Here is a 21,439-nt window from a genome sequence, read left to right on the forward strand (position 1 = left end):
GATGCTCGAAACGACAGAACACTTGGCAGCTGATTGATCCTGCGTACTGTCAGGACCAAACGTGCACTTTCGCGCAAACCGGGTGCATCGCTCTGCCTCATTGAGACCCCAGTTCAGGGGGCCCTCCGGGCCAGCGGTCTGCCAAGTCACGTGGGGTGCCGTCGACTCAACCGTCCTGAGAGAAGAGGGATCGCATGCGCATGCGAAGTGGTGCAGTTGTCGTCTCCATCGGTTTGATCGTCGGGCTGGCCGGCCTCACGTCTCCGGCCTTCGCAGCCTCGCCACCCGGTACACCATCACCAACCCCAACGTCCACCTCCACCTCCACCTCCACGATGACGCCTGCACCGGCATCGTCTGGCGAAACCGCTTCGCCGACCGCAACCGCGTCGCCCGACTCCAAGACCGCCAAGGCCGTCAAGAAAGGGGGTGCCACCACCACTAACGCGTCGTACAACGGCTTGGCACTCACGCCGCCCATGGGGTGGAACGACTGGTCGTACTATCAGTGCAACATCGACGAGAGCCTGATCCTTCAGCAGGCAAAGGCACTCGTGACCACGGGTCTGGCGAAGGTCGGCTACGACACTGTCACGATCGACGACTGCTGGATGCAGAAGCAGCGCGATGCCGACGGCAACCTGCAGGCGGACACCACCCTGTTCCCCGACGGCATGAAGTACGTGGCGGACAAGGTCCACGCGCTCGGGCTCAAGTTCGGCATCTACGAAGACGCGGGCACGTCGACGTGCGGCGGATACGCCGGCAGTTGGGGACATTTCACGCAAGACGCGGATCTCTTCGCCTCATGGGGTGTCGACTACGTCAAGCTCGACGGGTGCAACGTGCCGTCGGTAGCCGGACAGACCGACGCCCAGACATACGACCAGGCGTACGCGGAGTTCAGCAAGGCGCTGATCGCGACGGGACGTCCGATCGTCTTCTCGGCATCCGCTCCGGCGTACTTCCAGGGCACTTCTGACTGGCAGAGCGTGATCGCCGCGACAAGCACCATCTCCAACCTCTGGCGTGAGGGTGCCGACACCGCACTCGGACAAGAATCGGCCGCCTCGAAGTGGAATGCGATCACGTACAACTACGGATACAACGTGGGCCTTGGCCAGTACGCGGGACCCGGCCACTGGAACGATCCGGACTTCCTGCTCGCCGGGGACAGCGGCCTGAGCAACGCGGAGATGCAGTCCCAGGTTGCGCTCTGGGCGGAGATGGCGTCGCCCCTCATCAGCAGCACCAACCTCACGAAGCTGTCGCCCGCCGCACTGAAGATCCTGTCGAACAAGAACATCATCGCGGTGGACCAGGATCGTCTGGGCACACAGGGAAGCATCGTGCAGTCCGGAACGAACTACGACGTTCTCGCCAAGCCGTTGTCCAACGGTGACGTGTCGGTCGTGCTGTTCAACAGCGGCTCCTCGGCGCAGACCATCACCACGACCGCTGCGAACATCGGTCTCGCAGGCGCATCGCCGCTGAAGCTGACGGATCTCGTGACCGGTGCAGCAACCTCGACCCTCGGAACGATCTCCGCGGATGTCGCGGCGCACGGAACCGTCATGTACCGCGTGCACGTCGGAGACACCGACCACGCGGCGCCGGCCGTGGCGCTGACTGTGAAATCCGGCACGCTGAGCGCAGGCGACTCGGGAACCGTCACCGTCATCGCCACGAACTACAGCGGCCAAGGCATCAGCGGCGGCACCATCGCCCTCTCCACGCCGTCCGGCTGGAAGATCAGTCCTGCATCGCGCGGGTTCGGGAGCATCCCGGTCGGCGGCTCGACGACGGCGAGGTTCACGGTGAAGGTGTCGGCGCCGCAGCCAGGGCCGCAGGACACGGTCGTGACAGCGACGGCCACCTACCGCTGGGGCTGGTCATCGCGAGCATCCGTCTCCGGTGGATTCGACGTCCTGACGAACGCGCCGTATCCGAACCTCGCCTCGGCTTTCAACAATGTGGGCGTCACGTCCCAGACGGCAACGACGAACGGCAACTTCGACGGTTCCGGCGACTCCTACTCTGCTGAGCAGTTGGCGGCAGCGGGCGTGACCCCCGGCAGCACAGTCACCGCGGCGGGCGCGACGTTCACGTGGCCCAGTGCGGCGGTCGGGACGAACGACAACGTACAGGCCGCCGGCCAGCTCGTCCTGCAGTCCGGGTCGGGATCGCGCCTCGCTTTCCTGGGAGCCGAGGCCGGTTTCACGTCGGGCACCGTGACGGTCGATTACACCGACGGGACGACATCGACCGGTACGCTCGGCTTCCCGAACTGGCTGTTCTCCGCAGCGAACCCGCCGACGGACTACGGCTCGACCCTGGCGATCACGACCAACGGCCGCTCGACGCCGTCCGGCTACGCGAATGCCAACTACCAATACGGCGTGTTCGTGAACTCCATTCCGCTCACGGCGGGCAAAACCGTGCAGAGCGTGCAGTTGCCGTCGACATCGGCGATCCACATCTTCGCCATGTCCGTGCAGTGACACGTGATGGGAGGGATCGGGACGTGCAGTCGCATCCGATCCCTCCCGGAGGACGCAACGGCCCCGGTGCCCACTTCGGAAGGCTGAGCACCGGGGCCGTTGAACGAAGTCCGTCATCGAGTGGCGGCACAGACTGCAGCATGTCACTCAGGGGCTCTGCTACCATGGTTAGTCGGCTTGCGCACGTGTCCCACACGCGTGCGAATGGCCGCCGGCGGCCCCTCTACCCTCTGGCGGCTTTCATCAGTCCGTTCACAACGAAAGAACACTTCAGTGGCAAACATCAAGTCGCAGCTCAAGCGCATCAAGACGAACGAGAAGGCGCGCGAGCGCAACAAGGCCGTCAAGAGCGAGCTCAAGACCGCGATCCGCTCCACCCGCGAGGCCATCTCCGCCGGCGACAAGGACAAGGCCACCACGGCTCTCGCCCACGCGTCGAAGAAGCTGGACAAGGCCGTCAGCAAGGGCGTGATCCACAAGAACCAGGCCGCGAACCGCAAGTCGGCCATCGCGAAGCAGGTCGCCGCGCTGTAATGGCGCTCGCCGATCCGATCGGCGCAACGGCCCGCTGAGGCTTCGAGTCACGGAACCCCGTCTTCGGACGGGGTTCCGTGCATTTCGGGCCGGACGCCTCTCGAGCTCATGTCGTGCTGCTTCCCGCAGACGGGCGCTGGGCAGGCAGTGGCTTCGTAAACCGTCCCGGCCACCGGCTCGACGATCGCCACGACAGGCGGTCCGGCGAAACGGACCGGACCGGTCCCCAGCGAATCCCCGGCCCGGTGGCCCGGTGAATCGTTCAGGCCTGTAATGTCGCGTTTTTCGACGCATGCGCCGACTTCAGCGATCGGACTCGCCGCGGGCGCTCAGCACCTCGATCATGCGCTCAAGGGCGAACACCGGGTCTCGGCCGGCGCCCTTCACGTTGGCATCCGTGTCAGCGACGACCTCGATGCTGCGCGCCAGTCCGCCTTCCGTCCAGCCCTGGAGGTCGCGTCTGGCACGGTCCACCTGCCACGGGGCGAGACCGAACTGGGAGGCGAGCTGAGCCGAGCTGCCCCTGGCGCCGTACAGCTTGGCCATGGTGCGAAGCTTGCTGGCGAAGGCGGCGACCAGCGGCACGGGATCCGCTCCGGAGGCCAGTGCGTGACGCAACGTGAGAAGCGCCTCCCCGTAACGACCGGCGAGTGCGGCATCCGCGACCTTGAAGGCGTTGGTCTCCACACGACCGCCGTAGTACCTGTCGACGGTGGCCTCGGTGACCTCCGCGCCGGTGTCCGCGATGAGCTGCTGGCAGGCAGCAGCGAGTTCGGCGAGATCGTCGGTGAAGGCGCCGGTGATCGCCCGCAATGCGCCCGGTGTCACCTTCTTGCCCGCCATGCGGAACTCCGCCTGCGCGAAGTCGTACTTGTCGCTGTCGCGCTTCAGCTCGGCGCAGATGACCTCGACACCGTCACCGCTTCCGGAGCGGATGGCATCGAGGAATCGCTTGCCGCGTACGCCGCCGCCGTGCCGCACCACGACGGTGGTGTCGTCGGCCGGCGCCTGAAGGTAGGCCACAAGGTCTTCGACGAAGACGTCGTTGCATCGCTCGGCGGCCGACACTCGGAGCAGCCTGGGCTCTCCGAAGAGCGAGGGGCTCGCCACGGAGGCCAACTCCCCCGCCACATAGTCCGGTGCGCTGATGTCCGTGATCTCGAGACTCGGATCGTCATCGCGAAGCCGGTCGCGCAGGATGCGCATGGCGCGCTCGGCGAGCACCGTCTCCGTTCCGCTCACCAACACAACGGGTGCGGCGCGTACGTCACTCCAGGCGAGCTGCGGGATGACGGTCTTCACCGATGCCCGTGCGCCTCCGCGGGCCGATGTCGCGCGGGATGCCCCGCGTGATGCCGCCGCCGGGCGTGCACCACCAGAGCGTGCACCTGATCCACTCGTTCGGGCTGCCACTGACTCCGCTTCCGTCGAATTCCGCTCGGCAAGCCTATCCGCCGCCGGCGACACCGCGGCCGGTCCCCGCATGTGCCAGCTGCGCGGCCGTCGCGTGCTTCTGCGTCCAGGTTTTCAGGCCACCGTCTCCGGCTGCCTCGACCATCAGGATCCCCTGCACGTCGGTGCGCATCACGCGGGTTCCCGCCCGGTTGAGGATGCCCAGTGCCGTTGCTGTCGGATGCCCGTAGTCGTTGCCGGCACCGCACGAGATCATGCCGACCGCCGCCGAAAGATGCTGGTAGAGGGATTCCGACTGATCCCGCGAGCCGTGGTGTGACACCTTCACGACATCGACGGAGGGCACGCGTCCCGTCGCAAGCAGCGCGTCCTGCGCCCGTTCGTCGAGATCGCCGAGGAAGAGCGAGCGGATGCCATCGCCTTCGAACAGCATGGTGACGCTGCGCTCGTTGCCGTCCTCCATGCCGTGACGGTCCGCGTCGGGCCACAGCACGCGCCACGCCAGGTCGCCGAGTCGCCCGGCGTCTCCCGTCTGGGCGACATGCACGGTCGCGCCTCCGGCCGCCAGCTGCGCGTCGAGCCGCTCGCCACGCTCGTCGGCGGGCGGGCCGACCATCGCGACGCCGACCCGGCCGATCAGGGCCGCGGTTCCGCCGACATGGTCCATGTCGTAATGGGTGAGCACGAGCAGGTCGATGCGACGGATGCCGAGCTCGTCCAGACACGTGGTCAGTCGGTCGGGATCCGGGCCGGTGTCCACCAGGGCGTGCGCGGATCCGCTCTGCAGCAACACGGCATCTCCCTGCCCGATATCGCAGGCGGCGATGTTCCACTGCGCCGGACGGGACAGCGATTCTGCGACACGGGCGCCGGCGACACCTGCCAGGGAACATGCCGCGATCGCGGCCACGGCCATGAGCGCCCCGGCACGAGCCACCACCCCTATTCGTCGCGTCGGACGCAGCACGAGCACGACGATCGCGATCGCCAGGAGAACCATCAGCACGAACCCGACGACGCCGTCGATCCAGCCCAGACCGCTCCCCGGCAGGGCAGCGCTCACCCGCGCGACCGCGGCGATCCACGCCGACGGGATCCACGCCACGTGCGCCAGTGCGGCACCCGCCGCCGGCCAGACCGGCAGGAGCAGGCACGCCGCGAGACCCAGCACCGTCGCGATCGGCGCCGCCGGCTCGGCCGCCAGGTTGGCGAGGACGCCGTAGAGCGGCACCGTCGGGTTCAGGAGAAGGAGCACCGGTTGACAGGCCACTTGGGCAGCGATCGGCACCGCCAGAATCGCGGCGAGCCGGGCGGGCATCCAGCGCTCCAGTCGCTGTGCGAGCGACGGCGCGAGGAGCAGAAGCGCACCCGTCGCGAGCACGGAAAGAATGAACCCGAAATCCACCGACAGCCAAGGGTCGATGGTGAGCAGCACCACGACGGCGAGTGACAGGGCAGGGATGGCCCTGCCGGGTCTGCCCGCCCACGTGCCGACAACGATCACGGCCGCCATGACCGCGGCGCGGAGCACGCTCGGCTGCGGCGTCACGAGCACGACGAAGCCGCCGAGTGCGACGAGCGAACACGCGGCTCGGATGCCACGCCCCAGGCCGATCGCGCCAGCCGCCGCCCCGACGAGCGACACCAGGACCGCGCAGTTCGCGCCGGACACCGCCGTCAGGTGCGTCAGGCTGGCTGCCTTCATGGCGTCCCCAAGCGACGTCGGAAGCTGGTGGACGTCCCCGATCGCCAAGCCAGGGAGTAGGTCACCTCCGTCGCCGGGCAAGCCGTCGGCCTGCGCCGAGAATCCGGCGCGGACGCCGTTCATCGCGCCCAGCAGTGCGTTCGGCCGGCCCACCACGCGCGGCTTCGCCGAGGCATACACCAGCCCGGCAGTCTCCGATCCCGACGGCAACAGGGTCACCGTTCCGACCACCGTGACGGCCTGGCCGATCTGGACTCGAGTGCCAGAAGGTGCGAACACGAGGACGGGCATCCGCGCGACCCCCGACAGGACGGTGTCCGACGACGGATCTCTTGTCGAGTTCGAGGCCGCAGACGATTCGGAGGACGACGCCGAGCCGGAGGATCCCGTCGAAATCGCGGTGACGATGGCGGAGAAGCGCACGCCGCCGCCCGCATTCGCCGAGGTCGCCGACGGCTGAGCCAGGGAGGCGACGTCCGCCCGCAGAGTGACCGTGTGGTGGGCGAGCCGTTCGATGGCATCCGGACGCCGGGACGGCATGGCAGCGTTCGCGGCCGTCGCGACAAGCGCGGCGGCCGCCGCCGCCACGCACACGGCCGCCGCGATCGTGGCGAGTCGCCCGAGTCTGCTCCCCCGCAGGCGTGCCGAGTCCTCGCCGTCGCCCTGGTCACGCAGGCGAAGCGCCACGGCGGCCCCGGCAGCTGCAACCGCGACGCACCAGAGGGCGACGGTGAGCCAGAGGCCTTGCGGCATTCCGATCGCGACGGCACCGCCCACCCACGCGGCAAGGGCTGGAAGCACGAGACGGAGATCGTGCATCAGACGGTGATCATGTCTTTGAGGCCGTCGAACGTCTTCTGCCCGATGCCGCTCACGTTCATCAGGTCGTCGACAGAGGTGAATCGCCCGTTCTGCGTGCGCCAGGCGAGGATCTTCGCGGCCATCGCCGGTCCGACCCTGGGCAACGTCTCGAGCTGTTCCTCCGTCGCCGTGTTGAGGTTCACCTTGGCACCGGGGACGGAGCCCCCGGAGCCGGACTCGCCAGCCGCCGTGCCTGCGGCCGGAACGGGCTCGCCGATGTGCGGCACCACCAGCTGCTCGCCGTCGGAGAGCAGACGAGCCAGGTTGACGCCGGACTGCTCGGCATCCGCCGTCATGCCCCCGGCAGCGCCGATCGCGTCGACCACACGCGATCCGCCGGCCAGTGTGTACAGCCCCGGACGGTTCACGGCGCCGAGCACGTGCACGTACAGGAGTGCGCTCGGCGTCGGCAAGGGCGTCGCCCGGCTGGCGGACCCCGCCGTCACCGCGATGGCCGGCACATCTGCTGTCTCCCCCTGCGGCGCGAGTAGCCCGACGAGGACCGCGATGCCGAACGCGACGATGACGAGAACGACCGCGGCCCCGACGCCGATCCGCACCTTGACCGAGCGAGGGAGCGTGCGCGAACGCGGAGCCAGTTGGGCGAAGGGGTCGTCGGCATCCACTCGTGCGACGTTAGGGCGCGCTTGCACCGTGCCTTCGGCGATGTCGCCGATCAGGGGATGACTGCCGTTCCCGACGCCCTGTGGACGCCGGGAACGATCACCTACTTCGCTGTCGCGATGTTGACCACGCGCGGCGCACGCACGATCACCGCGGAGATCTCACGATCTCCGAGTGCCCGCTGCACCGCCTCGGATGCCCGCGCCAGCGCCTCGAGCTCGTCCGAGCCGATTCGCGGCGAGACCTCGATGCGGTCGCGCACCTTGCCGTCGACCTGCACGATCGCCGTCACGGATTCCTCGACCAGCAGGCTCGGATCCGCCTTGCGCCAGGGCTGCGCGGCGATCGCCGGCTCATAGCCGAGCGTCGACCACATGTCTTCGGCCGTGTACGGCGCGAACAAGTTCAGCACGAGCGCGACCGTCTCCGCGGCCTCGCGCACGGCGGCATCCTTCGGGCCCGGACCGGAATCGATGGCCTTGCGGGTCGCGTTCACCAGTTCCATGAGGCGCGCGACGACCACGTTGAACTTGAACGACTCGATCAGGGCGGGAGCCTCCGCGAGCAGGCGGTGCGTCACGCGGCGCAGCGCAGCGTCACCGGAACGCCACTCGACGTCCGGGGAGCTGTCCACATCGTGTGCGACGCGCCACGCGCGAGCCAGGAACTTCGCACTGCCCGCGGCCGAGACGTCTGCCCAGTCGATGTCGTCCTCCGGTGGTCCGGCGAACGCGAGCGTGACGCGCAGTGCGTCGGCGCCGTGCTGGCGCAGCTCGTCGGCGAACTCGACCAGGTTGCCCTTCGACTTGCTCATCGCGGAACCGTTCAGGATGACCTGCCCCTGGTTGAGCAGCGACGTGAACGGCTCGGTGAACGAGACATAGCCCAGGTCGAAGAGCACCTTCGTGATGAAGCGCGAGTAGAGGAGGTGCAGGATGGCGTGCTCCACGCCGCCGACGTACTGGTCGACTGGCGCCCACTTCTCGACCTCGGCCGGGTCGAACGCCTGTGTGTCGTCGTTCGCCGACAGGAAGCGCAGGTAGTACCACGAGCTGTCCACGAACGTGTCCATGGTGTCGCTGTCCCGCGTGGCCTTGCCGCCGCACGTTGGGCAGTCGACGGTGGACCATTCGGTCGCGGCGCCCAACGGGCTGGTCCCCTTGGGCTTGAGGTCGAGGCCCTCGGCATCCGGCAGTCGAACGGGCAGCTGGTCCTCCGGCACCGGCACCTCGCCGCAGTCCGGGCAGTGGATGATCGGGATGGGCGTGCCCCAGTACCGCTGACGCGAGATGAGCCAGTCGCGGAGCCGGAAATTGCGGGACGCATGGCCGATGGATGACGAGGCCAGGGCATCCGTGATGCGGTGGATGGCGTTGTTCTTGCTCAGCCCGTTGAACGGCCCGGAATTGATCAGCCTGCCATCGCCGGTCAGCGCGACGCCCGTCTCTGACGGATCCAGCGGCGGCAGGTCCTCCGGCAGGATGGCTTCGCCGGTCTCCGGGTCCGTCGGAATGATCGGGATGGCGCCCGTGACCGGCGCGTTCGTGTCCACGACGACCCGCACAGGCAGATCGAACGTGCGCGCGAAGTCGAGGTCGCGCTGATCGTGGGCCGGAACGGCCATGATCGCGCCGTGCCCGTACTCGGCCAGCACATAGTCCGCAGCCCAGATCGGCAGGCGCTCGCCGCTCAGCGGGTTGATCGCGTAACGCTCCAGGAAGACACCCGTCTTCTCCCGCTCCGTGCTGAGGCGCTCGATGTCGGTCGTCGCCTGCGTCTGCTTGAGGTAGGCGTCGAATCGGGCGCGCACCTCGGGCGAGGCATCCGCGACCAGTTCCGCCGCCAGGTCGGAATCGGGGGCGACGACCATGAACGTCACGCCGTAGAGCGTGTCGGGACGCGTCGTGTAGACCGGCAGCGTCTCGTCGCGACCCTCGATCTTGAAGTTGACGTCGGCGCCGACGGACCTGCCTATCCAGTTGCGCTGCATCGTCAGCACACGGGGAGGCCATGCGCCTTCGAGCTGGTTCAGGTCGTCGAGCAGCCGGTCGGCATAGTCGGTGACACGGAAGTACCACTGAGTGAGTTTCTTCTTCTCGACCGGGAATCCACAGCGCTCGCAGTGCCCGTCGATGACCTGCTCGTTCGCGAGCACGGTCTGGTCGTTCGGGCACCAGTTGACGGTGCCGTCCTTGCGGTACGCGAGCCCCTTCTCGTACAGCTTGAGGAACAGCCACTGGTTCCACTTGTAGTACTCGGGGTCGCTGGTGTGCAGTTCCCGGGTCCAGTCGAACGACGGCGCGTAGAGACGGAAGCTTCGCTTCTGCTGCGCGATGTTGTCGTAGGTCCAGCCACGAGGGTCGATCCCTCGTTTGATGGCCGCATTCTCGGCCGGCAGTCCGAAGGAGTCCCAGCCGATCGGATGCAGCACGTTGAAGCCCTGCTGCCGCCAGTAACGGGCGACGATGTCGCCGAATCCGAACGCCTCGGCGTGCCCCATGTGCAGGTCGCCGGAGGGGTACGGGAACATGTCGAGCACGTACTTGCGGGGTCGCTTGTCGTCGGGGGCATCCGTGCGGAACGGCTGGAGCTGCTCCCACACCGGCAGCCACTTGGCCTGGATGGCGGCGAAGTCGTAGCGGGCGTCTGACGCGTCTCGCTCGTCGTGTTCTGGCACGGCGCTCTCAATCTCTGTGCGGGGAAGATGTGCGGACAGCACCGTCCGCACGGAAAAAGGGGCGTTCCAAGATTACTCGCTCGTGTCGAGCGCATTGCGGCACGGCATCCGGCTGCCGAAGAGTGGAGCGGATGCCGCGCTCACGCGCCCAGCGCCGCGAGCAGCGCCGCCGCCTTCAGCTTCACCTCCGCCAGTTCATTCTGCGGAACGGACAGTGCCGTGATCCCTCCTCCTGTGCCGATCGTCGCTCGTCCGTCGCGCATCACGATGGAGCGGATGACCATGGCCAACTCGGCACTGCCGTCGAGTCCTATGCGGCCGAAGCATCCGCTGTAGACGCCCCGCCGTCCGGCTTCCAGCCCGTGCAGGATCCGCATCGCGCTGAGCTTCGGCGCTCCGGTCATCGACCCTGCAGGAAAGGACGCCTCCAGCACATCGAACACGTCGGTCCCCTCTGCCAGCTCCGCGCGGATGGTGCTCACGAGCTGATGGACGTGTTCGTGCGTCTCCACCTGCAGCAGCTCTGTCACGCTCACACCGCCCAGTCGTGCGACGCGTCCGAGGTCGTTGCGCATGAGGTCGACGATCATCAGGTTCTCGGCGCGTTCCTTCTCGTCGGCCGCGAGCTCCGTTCGGAGCTCGACGTCCTCGGTGCCCGTCTTCCCCCTTCGCCGCGTGCCCTTCACCGGACGACTCACCGCCACGCCGTCGCCGACGGTGAGGTACAACTCGGGCGAGGCGCTGAGCAGTGCGGCCTCCCCAACTCGGATGTATCCGCCGTGGCCCGCGAGCGAACCGCGCCGCACCCGGCGATAGACCTCGAAAGGATCCTCATCCGTGGTCACCGACACTTGGGTCGTCAGGCAGAGCTGGTATGCATCGCCGGCGTGGATGGACTCCTGGCATGAGGCGATCATCCGCAGATACTCATCATCGGAGTTCCGCCACCGCGGCGTCCCGATGCTGCGTCCGTCGCCGCCCGACGGTCGTCGTACCGGAGTGGGGTCCGAGGCGAGCCGCTCCAGCTCGTGGCGGGTGCGCTCGGCCCACGCTCGGCCATCCTCGTCGTCGACGAACCAGAGGCACGTCTCCCCCAACGCGTGATCGATCGACACGATCCGATCGGCCGCGAGCAGGACGGCGTCCGGTATCGAGGTCCGCGTTTCTCCCGGCGCCGCATCGGCCGCACCCGGCGTGACCAGATCGGCGTCGACGAGCGCCGCACCGTATTCATAGCCGAGCCAGCCCACCCATCCGAGAGGCGATGCTTCTGCCGATGCGTCGGCCTCCGGAACGGGAGTCGGGTGCCCAGACGGCATCCCCTGTGCCGACCCTCGAGCCCACTCCAGCTCGGCCCGCATTCGGCCGTGAAGCGTGCCCGCCACAGGGCGGACGCGTCCGTCGACGACTTCCTGGAGCCGGCCATCCGTCACGAGGTAGCTCGGCCTGACCGGCGATGCTGCCCCGAGCAGACTCCGTCCCGTGGTCGAGCGGATGCCGGCATCCAGCCAGAACGCGCCCCACGCGCTGGCGAACATCACCTCGAACACGAGCTCGGCGTCCACTAAGAAGGGGAGCAGCTCCTTGCGGGACCGCGCTATCGCACTTTCCGCGGGGAGCTGCCCCTCATCGTTCTCACGCATGTCAGCGTGATCGTGCGCCCGCTACTTCGTGAAGAGGTTCTTCTCGGCGAGCCACTCCTTGGCGATCTGCGCCGCGGACTCCTTCGCCGAGCCGGAGCTCTTGTCATTCATGGTGACGAGGTCATCGGTGGTCAGGTTCGCGGACACCTTGTTCAGGACATTCGAGACCTTCGTGGTGACCTTGCTGGAGTTGATGACCGGTACGACGTTCTCAGCGATGATGATGTTCTTCGGATCCTTCAACGTCACGAAGTCGTTGTCCTTGATCGCGGAGCTCGTCGTGTAGATGTCCGCCAACTGGACGGTGCCGTCCTGGAGCGCCTTCACGGTGAGCGGGCCGCCGCCGTCACTGATCGGGTCGAGCGTGGCCGTCACGCCGTACGCCGACTTGAGTCCCTTGATGCCGTACGGACGATCGGCGAACTCCGGGTTGGCCCCGACAGTGAGCGGCACCGTGACCTTCTTGAGGTCGGAAAGGCTGGTCACGCCGTATTTCTGAGAGAACTCCTTCGTCACGTTGTACGAGTCGGCATCCTGTGCCTTCGACTGGTCGAGCACCTGATACCCCTTGGGCAGGGCGTCGCTCAGTGCCGCGTAGACATCGTCGCTGGACTGCGCAGGGCTCTTCGAGTCGTAGTACTGCAGCAGGCTGCCCGAGTACTCCGGGATGAGGTCGATGGAGCCGTCCTGGAGCGCCTTGAGGTACACCTCGCGAGCGCCGATGTTGGGCTTGATGCTCGCATCGACGCCGTTGTCCTTGAGCGCCTGGGTGTAGATCTGCGCGATGATCTCGGACTCCGGAAAGTTCGCGGAGCCTACGACGATCGATCCGCCGGCCTTCGAGGTGGAGGTGGATGAACTGTCGAGCGGGCTGCTCGAGGCGCATCCCGCGAGGGCCACGACGCTCAGCGCCGCGACGGCGGCGAGGGCGATGCTGCGTGATTTCAATGACATGGTGCTTCGCTTTCTTCTCTGGGCTGGCCTCAGGCCTCAGCCTGCTGTGGTGGATTGCGAGGTCGGTGCAAGTTTTCTGGATTGCCGCGTGCGAACGTCGGATGCGCGCCCCACGATGACTCCGCGCGGCACGACGAGTCGCTGCACGATGGCGAAAACGCCGTCGGCGATGAGCGCCAGTGCGATCACGAGCACGGATGCCCCGAGCATCTCGGCGTAGTTCTGCACGGCGTACCCGTCGTAGATGAAACGCCCGAGTCCTCCGAGCGGCAGGTAGGCGGCGACTGTCCAGGTGGCGATCACCTGCAGGCATCCGGATCGCAGACCGCCGATGATGATCGGCAGCGCGAGCGGAAGTTCGACCTTGAACAGGACCTGCCAGCCCGTCATCCCGATGGAGCGCGCGGCGTCGATGGTGGCACGGTCGACGGACTCCACGCCGGAATACGCCCCGGCGAGCAGTGGTGGCAGCGCCAGGATGACCATCGCGATGAGTGGCGGACCCAAACCGAGACCGAACCAGAGAGCGAGCAGCAGCACGACGCCCAGTGTCGGCAGGGCGCGCAGCGCTCCGGACAGTTGCACGGCCACAGCTCGGCCTTTGCCCGTGTGACCGATCGCCATTCCGATCGGTATCGCGATCACCGCAGCGACCAGGAGCGTCACGATGGTGTACACGACGTGCTCGCCGAGACGCGTCGGGATGCCCCCGGGTCCCGCCCAGTTGGCGGGATCCGCGAGCCACGCGAACGTCGACTGCCAGCTGTTCACGAGATGTCCGCCGTCTCGAATTCGGCGGTATTCCGCGCGCTCCCGCCACCGGCCGCCGTGCGTCGACTCCACGGGAGGAGCAGCCTTCCACCCAGCGCCAGCAGGGCATCGAAAATCACCGCGATGACGACGATGGCGACGATGCCCGTGATGATCTCAAGGGGGAACGATCGCTGGAAGCCGTCGAGGAAGAGGTAGCCGAGGCTCGTCACACCCATCACGGCGCCGACCGTGAGAAGGCTGATGGTGCTGACGGAGACGACGCGGATGCCGGACAGCAGCACAGGTCCGGCCAGCGGGAGCTCCACGGTCCAGAACCGACGCCACGTCGAGAAGCCGACGGCAGTCGCCGACAGCAGCACGTCGACATCGACTGACGCGAAGGCGTCGGATGCCGTGCGCACCATGATCGCTATCGCATAGATGGTGAGCGCCACCACGATGTTCACCGGATCGAGGATGCGCGTGCCGAGGATCCCTGGCAGCACGATGATCAACGGCAGCGACGGGACAGCGTAGAGGATTCCCACGATCGCCAGCACCGTGCCCTTGCTGAGCCGATAGCGGTTGGTCAGCCAGCCGATCGGGATCGCGAGCACGAATCCGATGATGATCGGAACCGCCGACAGACCGGCGTGCACCAGGGTCAGCTGCCAGATCTGCCCCGCGTTCTGGATCAGCCAGTTCACCGCGGCTGATCACCCTGCGCCGAAGCACCCGAGGCGGTGTCACGCGCCTCGGCCTTGTCATCCGCGGCGTCCCGGCCCACGAGCACGCCCGCCGGTCGCCCGTCCGAATCGACCACGATGTCCCGCCCGGATTCGTTGCGCACGTGCAGCGCCCGCTTGCCGCGATCCGCTCCCACGAATCGGGCGACGAAGTCGTCGGCCGGATCGGCCAGGATCTCCTCCGGCGTGCCGATCTGCGCGACGATTCCGCCCTTCTTGAAGATGACGACCTTGTCGCCCAGCAGGAACGCCTCGTCGATGTCGTGCGTGACGAAGACGACGGTCTTGCCGAGTTCGTGCTGCAGGCGGACCAGTTCGTGCTGCAGTTCTGCGCGCACCAGCGGATCGACGGCTCCGAACGGCTCATCCATGAGGAGGATGTTGGGATCCACCGCGAGGCCGCGCGCGACGCCGACGCGCTGCTGCTGGCCGCCGGAGAGCTGACTCGGATACCGGTCCGCGAGCGAGCGGTCGAGGCCGACGGTGTCCATCAGCTCGAGGGCTCGGGTACGGGCATCCTTGCGCTTCACGCCGCGCAGCAAAGGGACGGTCGCGATGTTGTCCGCCACCTTGCGGTGAGGGAGAAGTCCCGAGTTCTGCATCACGTAGCCGATGCTGCGCCGAAGGCCTACCGGTGCGAGCGTGGCGATGTCGTCCCCGTCGATCTCGATCGCGCCACTGGTGGGGTCGACCATGCGGTTGATCATGCGCAGGATCGTCGTCTTGCCGCTGCCGGACGACCCGACAAGCACCGTGATCTTGCGCGAAGGGATGACGAGACTGAAGTCCCGCACCGCGACGGTGCCGTCGGGGAATTGCTTGGTCACCGATCGGAATTCGATCATGCTGTGGTGGCTCATTCCTGGGCGAGTGGACGAGATCGTCGCACGTCGGTTGGCATCACCCCAGCGAACCACGGTTGCCGCCGGGGGTCGAGGGCGATTCGACGATTCCCACTATGACGCACTCCCCCGACATCCACGGCGATGTACAGGTAACGCGCCGCAACACGCGTAGGCGTGAGCAGAGCTCAGGCTGGGCGCGTCGCGCCCCACGCGTCAGGCGTAGTACTTCTCGAGATAGGCCACCGCAACGACGGATGCCTCGCGCAGGGTGCGCTCGTCACCGTGCTGATGACGCAGATAGGCGCGTTCGGTCAGTGCCTCGGCCATCTGGCTCGCGATGTCGAGGTGGAAGACGAGTTCGTCGTCGTGCGTGAACCCGTATCGGCTGACGAGGATCTCGGCCACCCGCTCGGCGAACTCGTGCACGTGGTCGACGGCCGTGACCTCCTCGTCGACGCCTCGCACCTCCTCGAACCGCATGATGCGGAACCCCGGCTCGATGCGGAACATCGTCGCGAACTCGTCGGCGAGGCAGGTGATGGCGCCCTGCCAGGTCGCGGGCTGCGTCTTCTCGATCGCGTCGGCGGCCGCGATCCGATAGCGCAACACGGCGCGATCGCGCAGGGCGACCAGCAGCGCGATGCGGTCGGGGAAGTAGCGGTACACGGTGCCGATCGACGCACCCGCCAGCTCGGCGACCTGCGCCGTCGTGAGCCGATCGAACCCGACCTCGTCGACGACGTTGGCTGCGGCATCCAGGAGTGCATCGATGCGGGCGAGGCTTCGTTCCTGCGCGGGCTCGACTCGAAGGGCGGCGCCGCCGGGGGCGTCTTGCGTTCCGACCAGGATCTGCTCGATCATCCGACTGTCTCCTTCCGTGCGCCGCGCTGCGCACGCACCGTGTGGCGCTCGTGGTTTCGACGTTATCCGACGAAGCTTCATGTTCCCAGGGGGTCGGGCGACTCCGTCGACATCCGTGCTCGTGAAAGACTGTACCGATGGCCCGTCATCCCCGCCCCGTGCAGAGGATGCACCGTGCCGCGCGCATCGAGGATGCTTTCCACGCCTTCCGCGGGCGCCGTGCGCTCAAACGCGGTTACCTGCCCACCGTGCTCTCCTACAGCGGATACGGCACCACCGAGTGGATCCGGGTGCTCGGCCGGGTCGTCCTGGCGAGGGATCCGCGGCCCGGCTCTCGCGCAGAGCGTACGAACCGCAAGCGCGAGGAGAGTGTGCGCGGCTGGCGAAGCTTCGTGAGCGTGCCGTTCAGCGATGTCGAGGTGACGGTCGAGGTGGACGGCAGCACGCACACGGTCCGCCCGGATCGCGGCGGCGTGGTCGATACCGTGATCCCGGTCACGCTGGAGCCCGGAACACACTGGGTGTCCCTGCGCGCCGGACACACGGGGCAGGTCGCCACCGCGCCCGTTCAGGTGGTGGCGAGCGAAGCATCCTTCGGGGTCATCTCGGATGTCGACGACACCGTCATGGTGACGGCACTCCCCCGTCCGCTCCTGGCCGCCTGGAACACGTTCGTGGTGGACGAGCACGCGCGTGTGCCGACGCCCGGCATGGCCGTTCTGCTGGAGCGGCTCGCGTCCTCGCATCCCGGCGCTCCGATGGTGTACCTGTCCACCGGAGCCTGGAACGTGGCGCCGGCCGTCACGCGATTCCTGTCCCGCAACCTTTTTCCCCCCGGCGCCCTGCTGCTGACCGACTGGGGTCCGACGCACGACAGGTGGTTCCGCAGCGGCCGAGAGCACAAGGAGCGCAGTCTGCGTCGCCTGGTGCGAGAGTTCCCCGACGTGAAGTGGCTTCTCGTCGGCGACGACGGCCAGCACGACGAGGCGATCTACGCGGACTTCGCGCGCAAGCATCCGGGAAATGTGACGGCCGTCGCGATCCGGCAGCTCTCGAACACCGAGTCCGTGCTCGCGGGCGCTGGTCCCAAGGCGGAGAAGCACACGCAGACGAGCGGCGTGCCGTGGGTCTATGGCGCCGATGGCGCCGATCTGCTCGCCCAGCTCGTGGCGCTCGGCGTCCGCGTCTGACGGTGGTGCCTGCCACGATCATCGAGGCGGAACAAGCGCGTGCGGAGCGCAGCGCTGCACGGAACGCGAGGCGAACGACAGCGAGGCGAACCGGCCCCAGACGGAGGACACCGCGTTGAGGAGCATCACGACACGAAACCCCGCCACGAGAGGACCCGCGTGGAACTGACGAACGCGTGGCTGCGTGCCGAGCGGCTCCACGCGCAGGATCTCGACGGCCGCCGGCGCTCCCCTCTCGACGTCGTCACCAGACTCGGCGCCGTGCAGGCGCAGAACGCCACAGCGGCACGATGGGCGATCGGCGTTCGCACGTCGGGTTCGAGTTCGGCCGAGGTGGAACAACTCTTCGAGACCGGGGATGCAGTCCGTTCCTGGACCATGCGGGGCACGCTGCACGTCGTGCGAGCCGACGATCTGGCCTGGATGCTCTCGCTCACCTCTGCCAGGCAGCGTGCCTCCGCAGCCCGCGAGGCCGTGCAACGGGGTATCACCGAGGCGGACTTCGAGCGAGCGGCGTCGGCCGTCGCGGACCATGTCGCCGAGCACGGACCCGCCACTCGCGCCGAAGCCGTCGAGGCACTGGAACAGGCGGGGATCGATGTCGGGAATGAGCGCGGATACCGCTTCCTCAGGGACGCGGCCTTCCGGGGCCTCGTGGCGTGGGGCCCGAATCGCGGCAAGCAGCCGCAGCTGGTGGCCGTCCGGTCGGATCCCGACATCGATCGTGACGAGGCCCTGGCGCGGTTCATCATCCGATACGTCAACGGACACGGGCCCGCCACCGTGCGCGACTTCGCCTGGTGGTCGGGCCTCACCCTCACGGATGCACGTCGGGCGCGCGATGCGGCGGGGGCCCACCTCGAGGGCGTGCACGTCGACGAGTGCGAGTACCTTGTCGCCTCGGACCGTGCCGATGCCGGCAGCCGTTCCCGCCCTTCCGGTGTGCACGCCGTTCCGGCGTGGGACGAGTATGTGCTCGGCTACGGCGACCGCTCCCCGGTGCTGCCGCCGAAGCACGCGCTCCGGGTCTCTCCCACCGGGAACGGCGTCTTCCTGCCGGTCATCGTCTCGGCCGGCCGCGTGGTCGGAACCTGGAGTCATGCCGTGCGACAAGGCGTGCTCGAGGCGACGCCGCACCCGTTCGACGATCTCTCCTCCGCCGCGCTGCAGGGCTTCGACAGGTCGATCGCGCGGTTCTCGCACTTCCTCCAGGCTCTCCCCGCCTGACCCGCGAGGGCGGAGGATCGGTGCTGTGCCTTCGGAGATCCGTGGGAGCCGCTTCGGGACCATCACGACGGCGTGGCCGGTGGGGAACGACACGCGCTCCTTCTAGGCTGCGGGCATGTCGGATGATTCCGTGACGGATGCCACGGCATCCGGCGGTGGGGGCGCTCCCAGGGCAGACCCTGTGAAGACTCTGTCGCCGCGTCGCCTCCAGGCGTACTCGGACGGCGTCTTCGCTATCGCCGCCACGCTGCTCGTCCTCGACCTGAGCGTTGACACGCTCGACGTCGGAGACGATCCCTCGTCGGCGCAGCTGTGGCACGCCCTCGGCACCGATTGGCCCAGCTTCGTCAGCTTCGGGCTCAGTTTCGTGCTGCTCGGACTGCTCTGGGCCATCCACGCTCGCCAGTTCGAGGTGGTCGAACGGGTGGACAGCGTCGTTCTCACGCTCAACACCCTCCGACTCCTGGGAGTGGTGCTCGTCCCGTTCACGACGTCCCTCACCGACCGGTTCTCGGAGGCGATCCCCGGCCGGTTCCTGCTCCCGCTGAACTTCTTCTACATCCTGGCCGTCGGCTACGTGCAGTGGTGGTATCTGTCGTCCGCGAAGCGGGGTCTGACGCCGCACATGTCCGCGTCCTATCGCAGGTCTTCCCGGCGCAACGCGCTGATCGCGATGGTGATCTCGGCCGGGGTCGCCGTGCTGTCCATCTGGATCGGCTCGTTCGCGTTCTTCTTGTTCCTCGTCAGCACCGTCATCGATCAATTCGACCGGCAGAGCGCGTCGAAGGAGAAGGGACGACGCACCAGGCGTCAGCGCAGGGCATCCGATCCCTGACCGCGACGATCATTCGATCGGATGCCCGTGCCGAGATCCGCTGGTCAGCCCTTCACCGCTCCCCCGAGTCCGCCACCGCGCAGGAAGGTGCGCTGGAAGATGAGGAAGATCACGACGGGGATCAACGAGGCGATCGTCAGCGCCGCAAGGTAGACCCCGAGATCGGTCGAGCCCTGGATCTGCGGCAGTCGCACCGACAGCGGCTGGATGCCGATGTCGGTCAGCACGAGGTTCGGCCACAGGAAGTCGGCCCAGGCGGCGTTGATCGCGAACACGGAGACGACACCGAGAATCGGCTTCGACATGGGCAGCACGATCGACCAGAACAGCCTGAAGGTGCCTGCACCGTCGGTCTTCGCCGCTTCGAAAACCTCTCGCGGCAGGCTGTCGAAGAATCTCATCACCAGGAGCACATTGAATGCGCTGGCGCCCGCGGGGAGCCAGACGGCCCAGAACGTGTTGATCAGCGAGTGGTTGATGAGCGGCGGATGCAGGATCGTCAGGTACAGCGGCACGAGCAGCACCACGGCCGGGACGAAGAGCGTCGCGAGCACGAGACCGCTGATGATCTTGCCGTATCGCGGCTTCAGCACGGACAGCGCGAATCCGCCCGTCGTCGCGACGAGCAGCTGCACCGCCCACTCTCCCGCGGCCATCCAGATGGTGTTGAAGAAGAAGTTGCCGACCTTCACGTCGTTCCAGGCCCTGGTCACGTTCGACCATGCGAACCCGTTCGGGAACAGCGCCATCGGATGCGTCAGCGTGTCCGCCGTCGGGGTGACTGCCGACTTCAGCAGCCAGAGCAGAGGCAGAAGGCCGACGACGACGAGCGAGACCCCCAGCACCACGTTGAGGATGGTTCCGATGACTCGCACATGCGGGCGTCGCCGGTCTGCTATCGAGAGGATGCCGCGGTCCGCGTCCGACTCGGAGGCAGCACGCTTTAGCTTGCCCTTGGCCTCGATCGGCTCCTGCAGCGGCAGTTCGGCGGGAACTGTGGTGGTCAATTGTCACTCCATTTCGCCGTGACACGGAAGTAGACGATGGACAGGATGGCCAAGAAGACGGCCAGCATGAGGCTGAGCGCCGTCGCCTGTCCGTATGCACCGCCGAGGCTGTTCGTGAACGCGTACTGGTAGATGAGCAGCAGGATGGTCGTGGTCGAGTTGACCGGTCCGCCGCCGGTGAAGAGGAACGGCTGCAGAAACACCTGGGCCGTCGCGATGATCTGCAGGATCAGTGTGATGAAGAGGATCCCGCGCAGCTGCGGCAACGTGACGTGCCAGATCTTGCCCCAGATGGATGCGCCGTCCACCTCCGCCGCGTCGTAGAGGTCTGGGGAGACCGAGGTCAGCGCTGCGAGGTAGATGATGATCGTCCCGCCAGCTCCCGCCCAGGTGGCCTCGAGCACGAGCGATGGCATTGCTGTCGTCGCATCCTGGATCCACGGCTGCGGCGGGATTCCGACCCAGCCCAGGATCGTGTTGAACACTCCGTTCGGGCCCGCGTCGTAGAAGATCTTCCAGAGCAGCACGGAGACGACGGGCGGGATGATCACGGGCAAGTACGCGAGAACGCTGTAGAAGCCCTTCATCCGCTTCACCTCGCTCATCAGCACGGCCGCGACGAGTGGGATCGGGTATCCGAAGAGCAGCGCAAGGACGGCGAAGTAGCCGGTGTTGCGCACGGCGATCCAGAACGTCGGATCCCTGAACACGGCGGCGAAGTTGTCCCAGCCGACGAAGACGGCCGGCGTGACGAGGTTGGTCTTCTGGAAGCTCATGATCACGGCTTCCACGATCGGCGTCCAGGAGAAGACGCCGAAGATGATGAGAAGTGGCAGCAGGAAGAGGAGGGTGGTGAGCCCGCCGCGCTTCACCCAGGTGATCGGATTGCGGCGGCGCGGGGGCCTGGGCGGTCGGACGACGGTGTCCGGTTCGGCTGTGGTCTGGGCTGTCATGGAGATGGGCTCTCGTGTCGGTGGTCGGTGGGCTGAGATCGGCGGGCGGGATCGTTCTGTGCCGATCGATGCCATGCCACCGGGTCGCCGGTGGGAACCGGCGACCCGAG

The 21,439-nt window shown here is 67.3% G+C and carries 17 protein-coding genes; 5 read left to right on the top strand and 12 right to left on the bottom strand.

Going from position 1 to position 21,439, the window contains the following annotated elements; translation table 11 throughout:
- Window positions 1–335 precede the first annotated feature (335 nt).
- Both ACX9R5_RS12945 and rpsT read left to right on the top strand, forming a co-directional pair.
- Window positions 336–2,501, top strand: coding sequence for an NEW3 domain-containing protein (locus ACX9R5_RS12945; RefSeq protein ID WP_459409439.1), 2,166 nt, complete (start codon window positions 336–338; stop codon window positions 2,499–2,501).
- Between the two features lie 273 nt (window positions 2,502–2,774).
- Complete coding sequence (rpsT, locus tag ACX9R5_RS12950) at window positions 2,775–3,035, top strand: 30S ribosomal protein S20 (RefSeq protein WP_459409440.1); 261 nt, start codon at window positions 2,775–2,777, stop codon at window positions 3,033–3,035.
- 303 nt (window positions 3,036–3,338) lie between these two features.
- On the opposite strand, the gene holA is transcribed toward rpsT, so the two are convergent.
- From holA to ACX9R5_RS13000, 10 genes are all read right to left on the bottom strand, one after another.
- The gene (holA, locus tag ACX9R5_RS12955; RefSeq protein WP_459409441.1) at window positions 3,339–4,337 is read right to left on the bottom strand and encodes a DNA polymerase III subunit delta; all 999 of its coding nucleotides are present in this window, start codon (window positions 4,335–4,337) and stop codon (window positions 3,339–3,341) included.
- Between the two features lie 145 nt (window positions 4,338–4,482).
- Window positions 4,483–6,972 carry a ComEC/Rec2 family competence protein gene (locus tag ACX9R5_RS12960; RefSeq protein ID WP_459409442.1) on the bottom strand — a complete coding sequence of 830 codons (2,490 nt, stop codon included), beginning with the start codon at window positions 6,970–6,972 and terminating at the stop codon, window positions 4,483–4,485.
- Window positions 6,972–7,640, bottom strand: a complete 669-nt coding sequence (locus ACX9R5_RS12965; protein ID WP_459409443.1) for a helix-hairpin-helix domain-containing protein — start codon at window positions 7,638–7,640, stop codon at window positions 6,972–6,974. Before ACX9R5_RS12965 ends, ACX9R5_RS12960 begins: the two co-directional genes overlap by 1 nt.
- A 101-nt stretch (window positions 7,641–7,741) precedes the next feature.
- Complete coding sequence (gene leuS / locus ACX9R5_RS12970) at window positions 7,742–10,315, bottom strand: leucine--tRNA ligase (RefSeq protein ID WP_459409444.1); 2,574 nt, start codon at window positions 10,313–10,315, stop codon at window positions 7,742–7,744.
- 140 nt (window positions 10,316–10,455) lie between these two features.
- Window positions 10,456–11,958, bottom strand: coding sequence for an anthranilate synthase component I family protein (locus tag ACX9R5_RS12975; RefSeq protein ID WP_459409445.1), 1,503 nt, complete (start codon window positions 11,956–11,958; stop codon window positions 10,456–10,458).
- A 21-nt stretch (window positions 11,959–11,979) separates the two neighbouring features.
- A complete protein-coding gene (locus ACX9R5_RS12980) occupies window positions 11,980–12,912 on the bottom strand; it encodes an ABC transporter substrate-binding protein (RefSeq protein WP_459409446.1) in 933 nt (310 codons plus the stop codon).
- 36 nt (window positions 12,913–12,948) lie between these two features.
- On the bottom strand, window positions 12,949–13,683 hold the full coding sequence (locus tag ACX9R5_RS12985) for an ABC transporter permease (protein ID WP_459409447.1): 735 nt from the start codon (window positions 13,681–13,683) through the stop codon (window positions 12,949–12,951).
- Window positions 13,680–14,372: an ABC transporter permease gene (locus ACX9R5_RS12990; protein ID WP_459409448.1), complete on the bottom strand. Its 693-nt coding sequence runs from the start codon at window positions 14,370–14,372 to the stop codon at window positions 13,680–13,682. Before ACX9R5_RS12990 ends, ACX9R5_RS12985 begins: the two co-directional genes overlap by 4 nt.
- Window positions 14,369–15,256, bottom strand: a complete 888-nt coding sequence (locus ACX9R5_RS12995) for an ABC transporter ATP-binding protein (RefSeq protein WP_459409449.1) — start codon at window positions 15,254–15,256, stop codon at window positions 14,369–14,371. Before ACX9R5_RS12995 ends, ACX9R5_RS12990 begins: the two co-directional genes overlap by 4 nt.
- Before the next feature lie 213 nt (window positions 15,257–15,469).
- Window positions 15,470–16,117 (bottom strand): TetR/AcrR family transcriptional regulator, encoded by a 648-nt coding sequence (locus ACX9R5_RS13000; RefSeq protein ID WP_459409450.1) that lies wholly within the window; start codon window positions 16,115–16,117, stop codon window positions 15,470–15,472.
- A 137-nt stretch (window positions 16,118–16,254) separates the two neighbouring features.
- Between ACX9R5_RS13000 and ACX9R5_RS13005 the strand changes: the two genes are divergently transcribed.
- The 3 genes from ACX9R5_RS13005 to ACX9R5_RS13015 all read left to right on the top strand — a co-directional run bounded on the left by ACX9R5_RS13005 (window position 16,255) and on the right by ACX9R5_RS13015 (window position 19,369).
- Complete coding sequence (locus ACX9R5_RS13005; RefSeq protein WP_459409451.1) at window positions 16,255–17,307, top strand: App1 family protein; 1,053 nt, start codon at window positions 16,255–16,257, stop codon at window positions 17,305–17,307.
- Between the two features lie 159 nt (window positions 17,308–17,466).
- Entirely contained in the window at window positions 17,467–18,534 is a 1,068-nt protein-coding gene (locus tag ACX9R5_RS13010) for a winged helix DNA-binding domain-containing protein (protein WP_459409452.1), read from the top strand.
- A gap of 115 nt (window positions 18,535–18,649) precedes the next feature.
- Window positions 18,650–19,369, top strand: a complete 720-nt coding sequence (locus ACX9R5_RS13015; protein WP_459409453.1) for a TMEM175 family protein — start codon at window positions 18,650–18,652, stop codon at window positions 19,367–19,369.
- A 44-nt stretch (window positions 19,370–19,413) separates the two neighbouring features.
- Here ACX9R5_RS13015 and ACX9R5_RS13020 read toward each other — a convergent pair whose 3' ends face one another.
- Entirely contained in the window at window positions 19,414–20,376 is a 963-nt protein-coding gene (locus ACX9R5_RS13020; protein ID WP_459409454.1) for a carbohydrate ABC transporter permease, read from the bottom strand.
- Window positions 20,373–21,329 (bottom strand): carbohydrate ABC transporter permease, encoded by a 957-nt coding sequence (locus ACX9R5_RS13025; protein ID WP_459409455.1) that lies wholly within the window; start codon window positions 21,327–21,329, stop codon window positions 20,373–20,375. The genes ACX9R5_RS13020 and ACX9R5_RS13025 overlap by 4 nt, the downstream gene beginning before the upstream one ends.
- Window positions 21,330–21,439: the final 110 nt, after the last annotated feature.

Source organism: Rathayibacter sp. CAU 1779 (genome assembly GCF_054551755.1).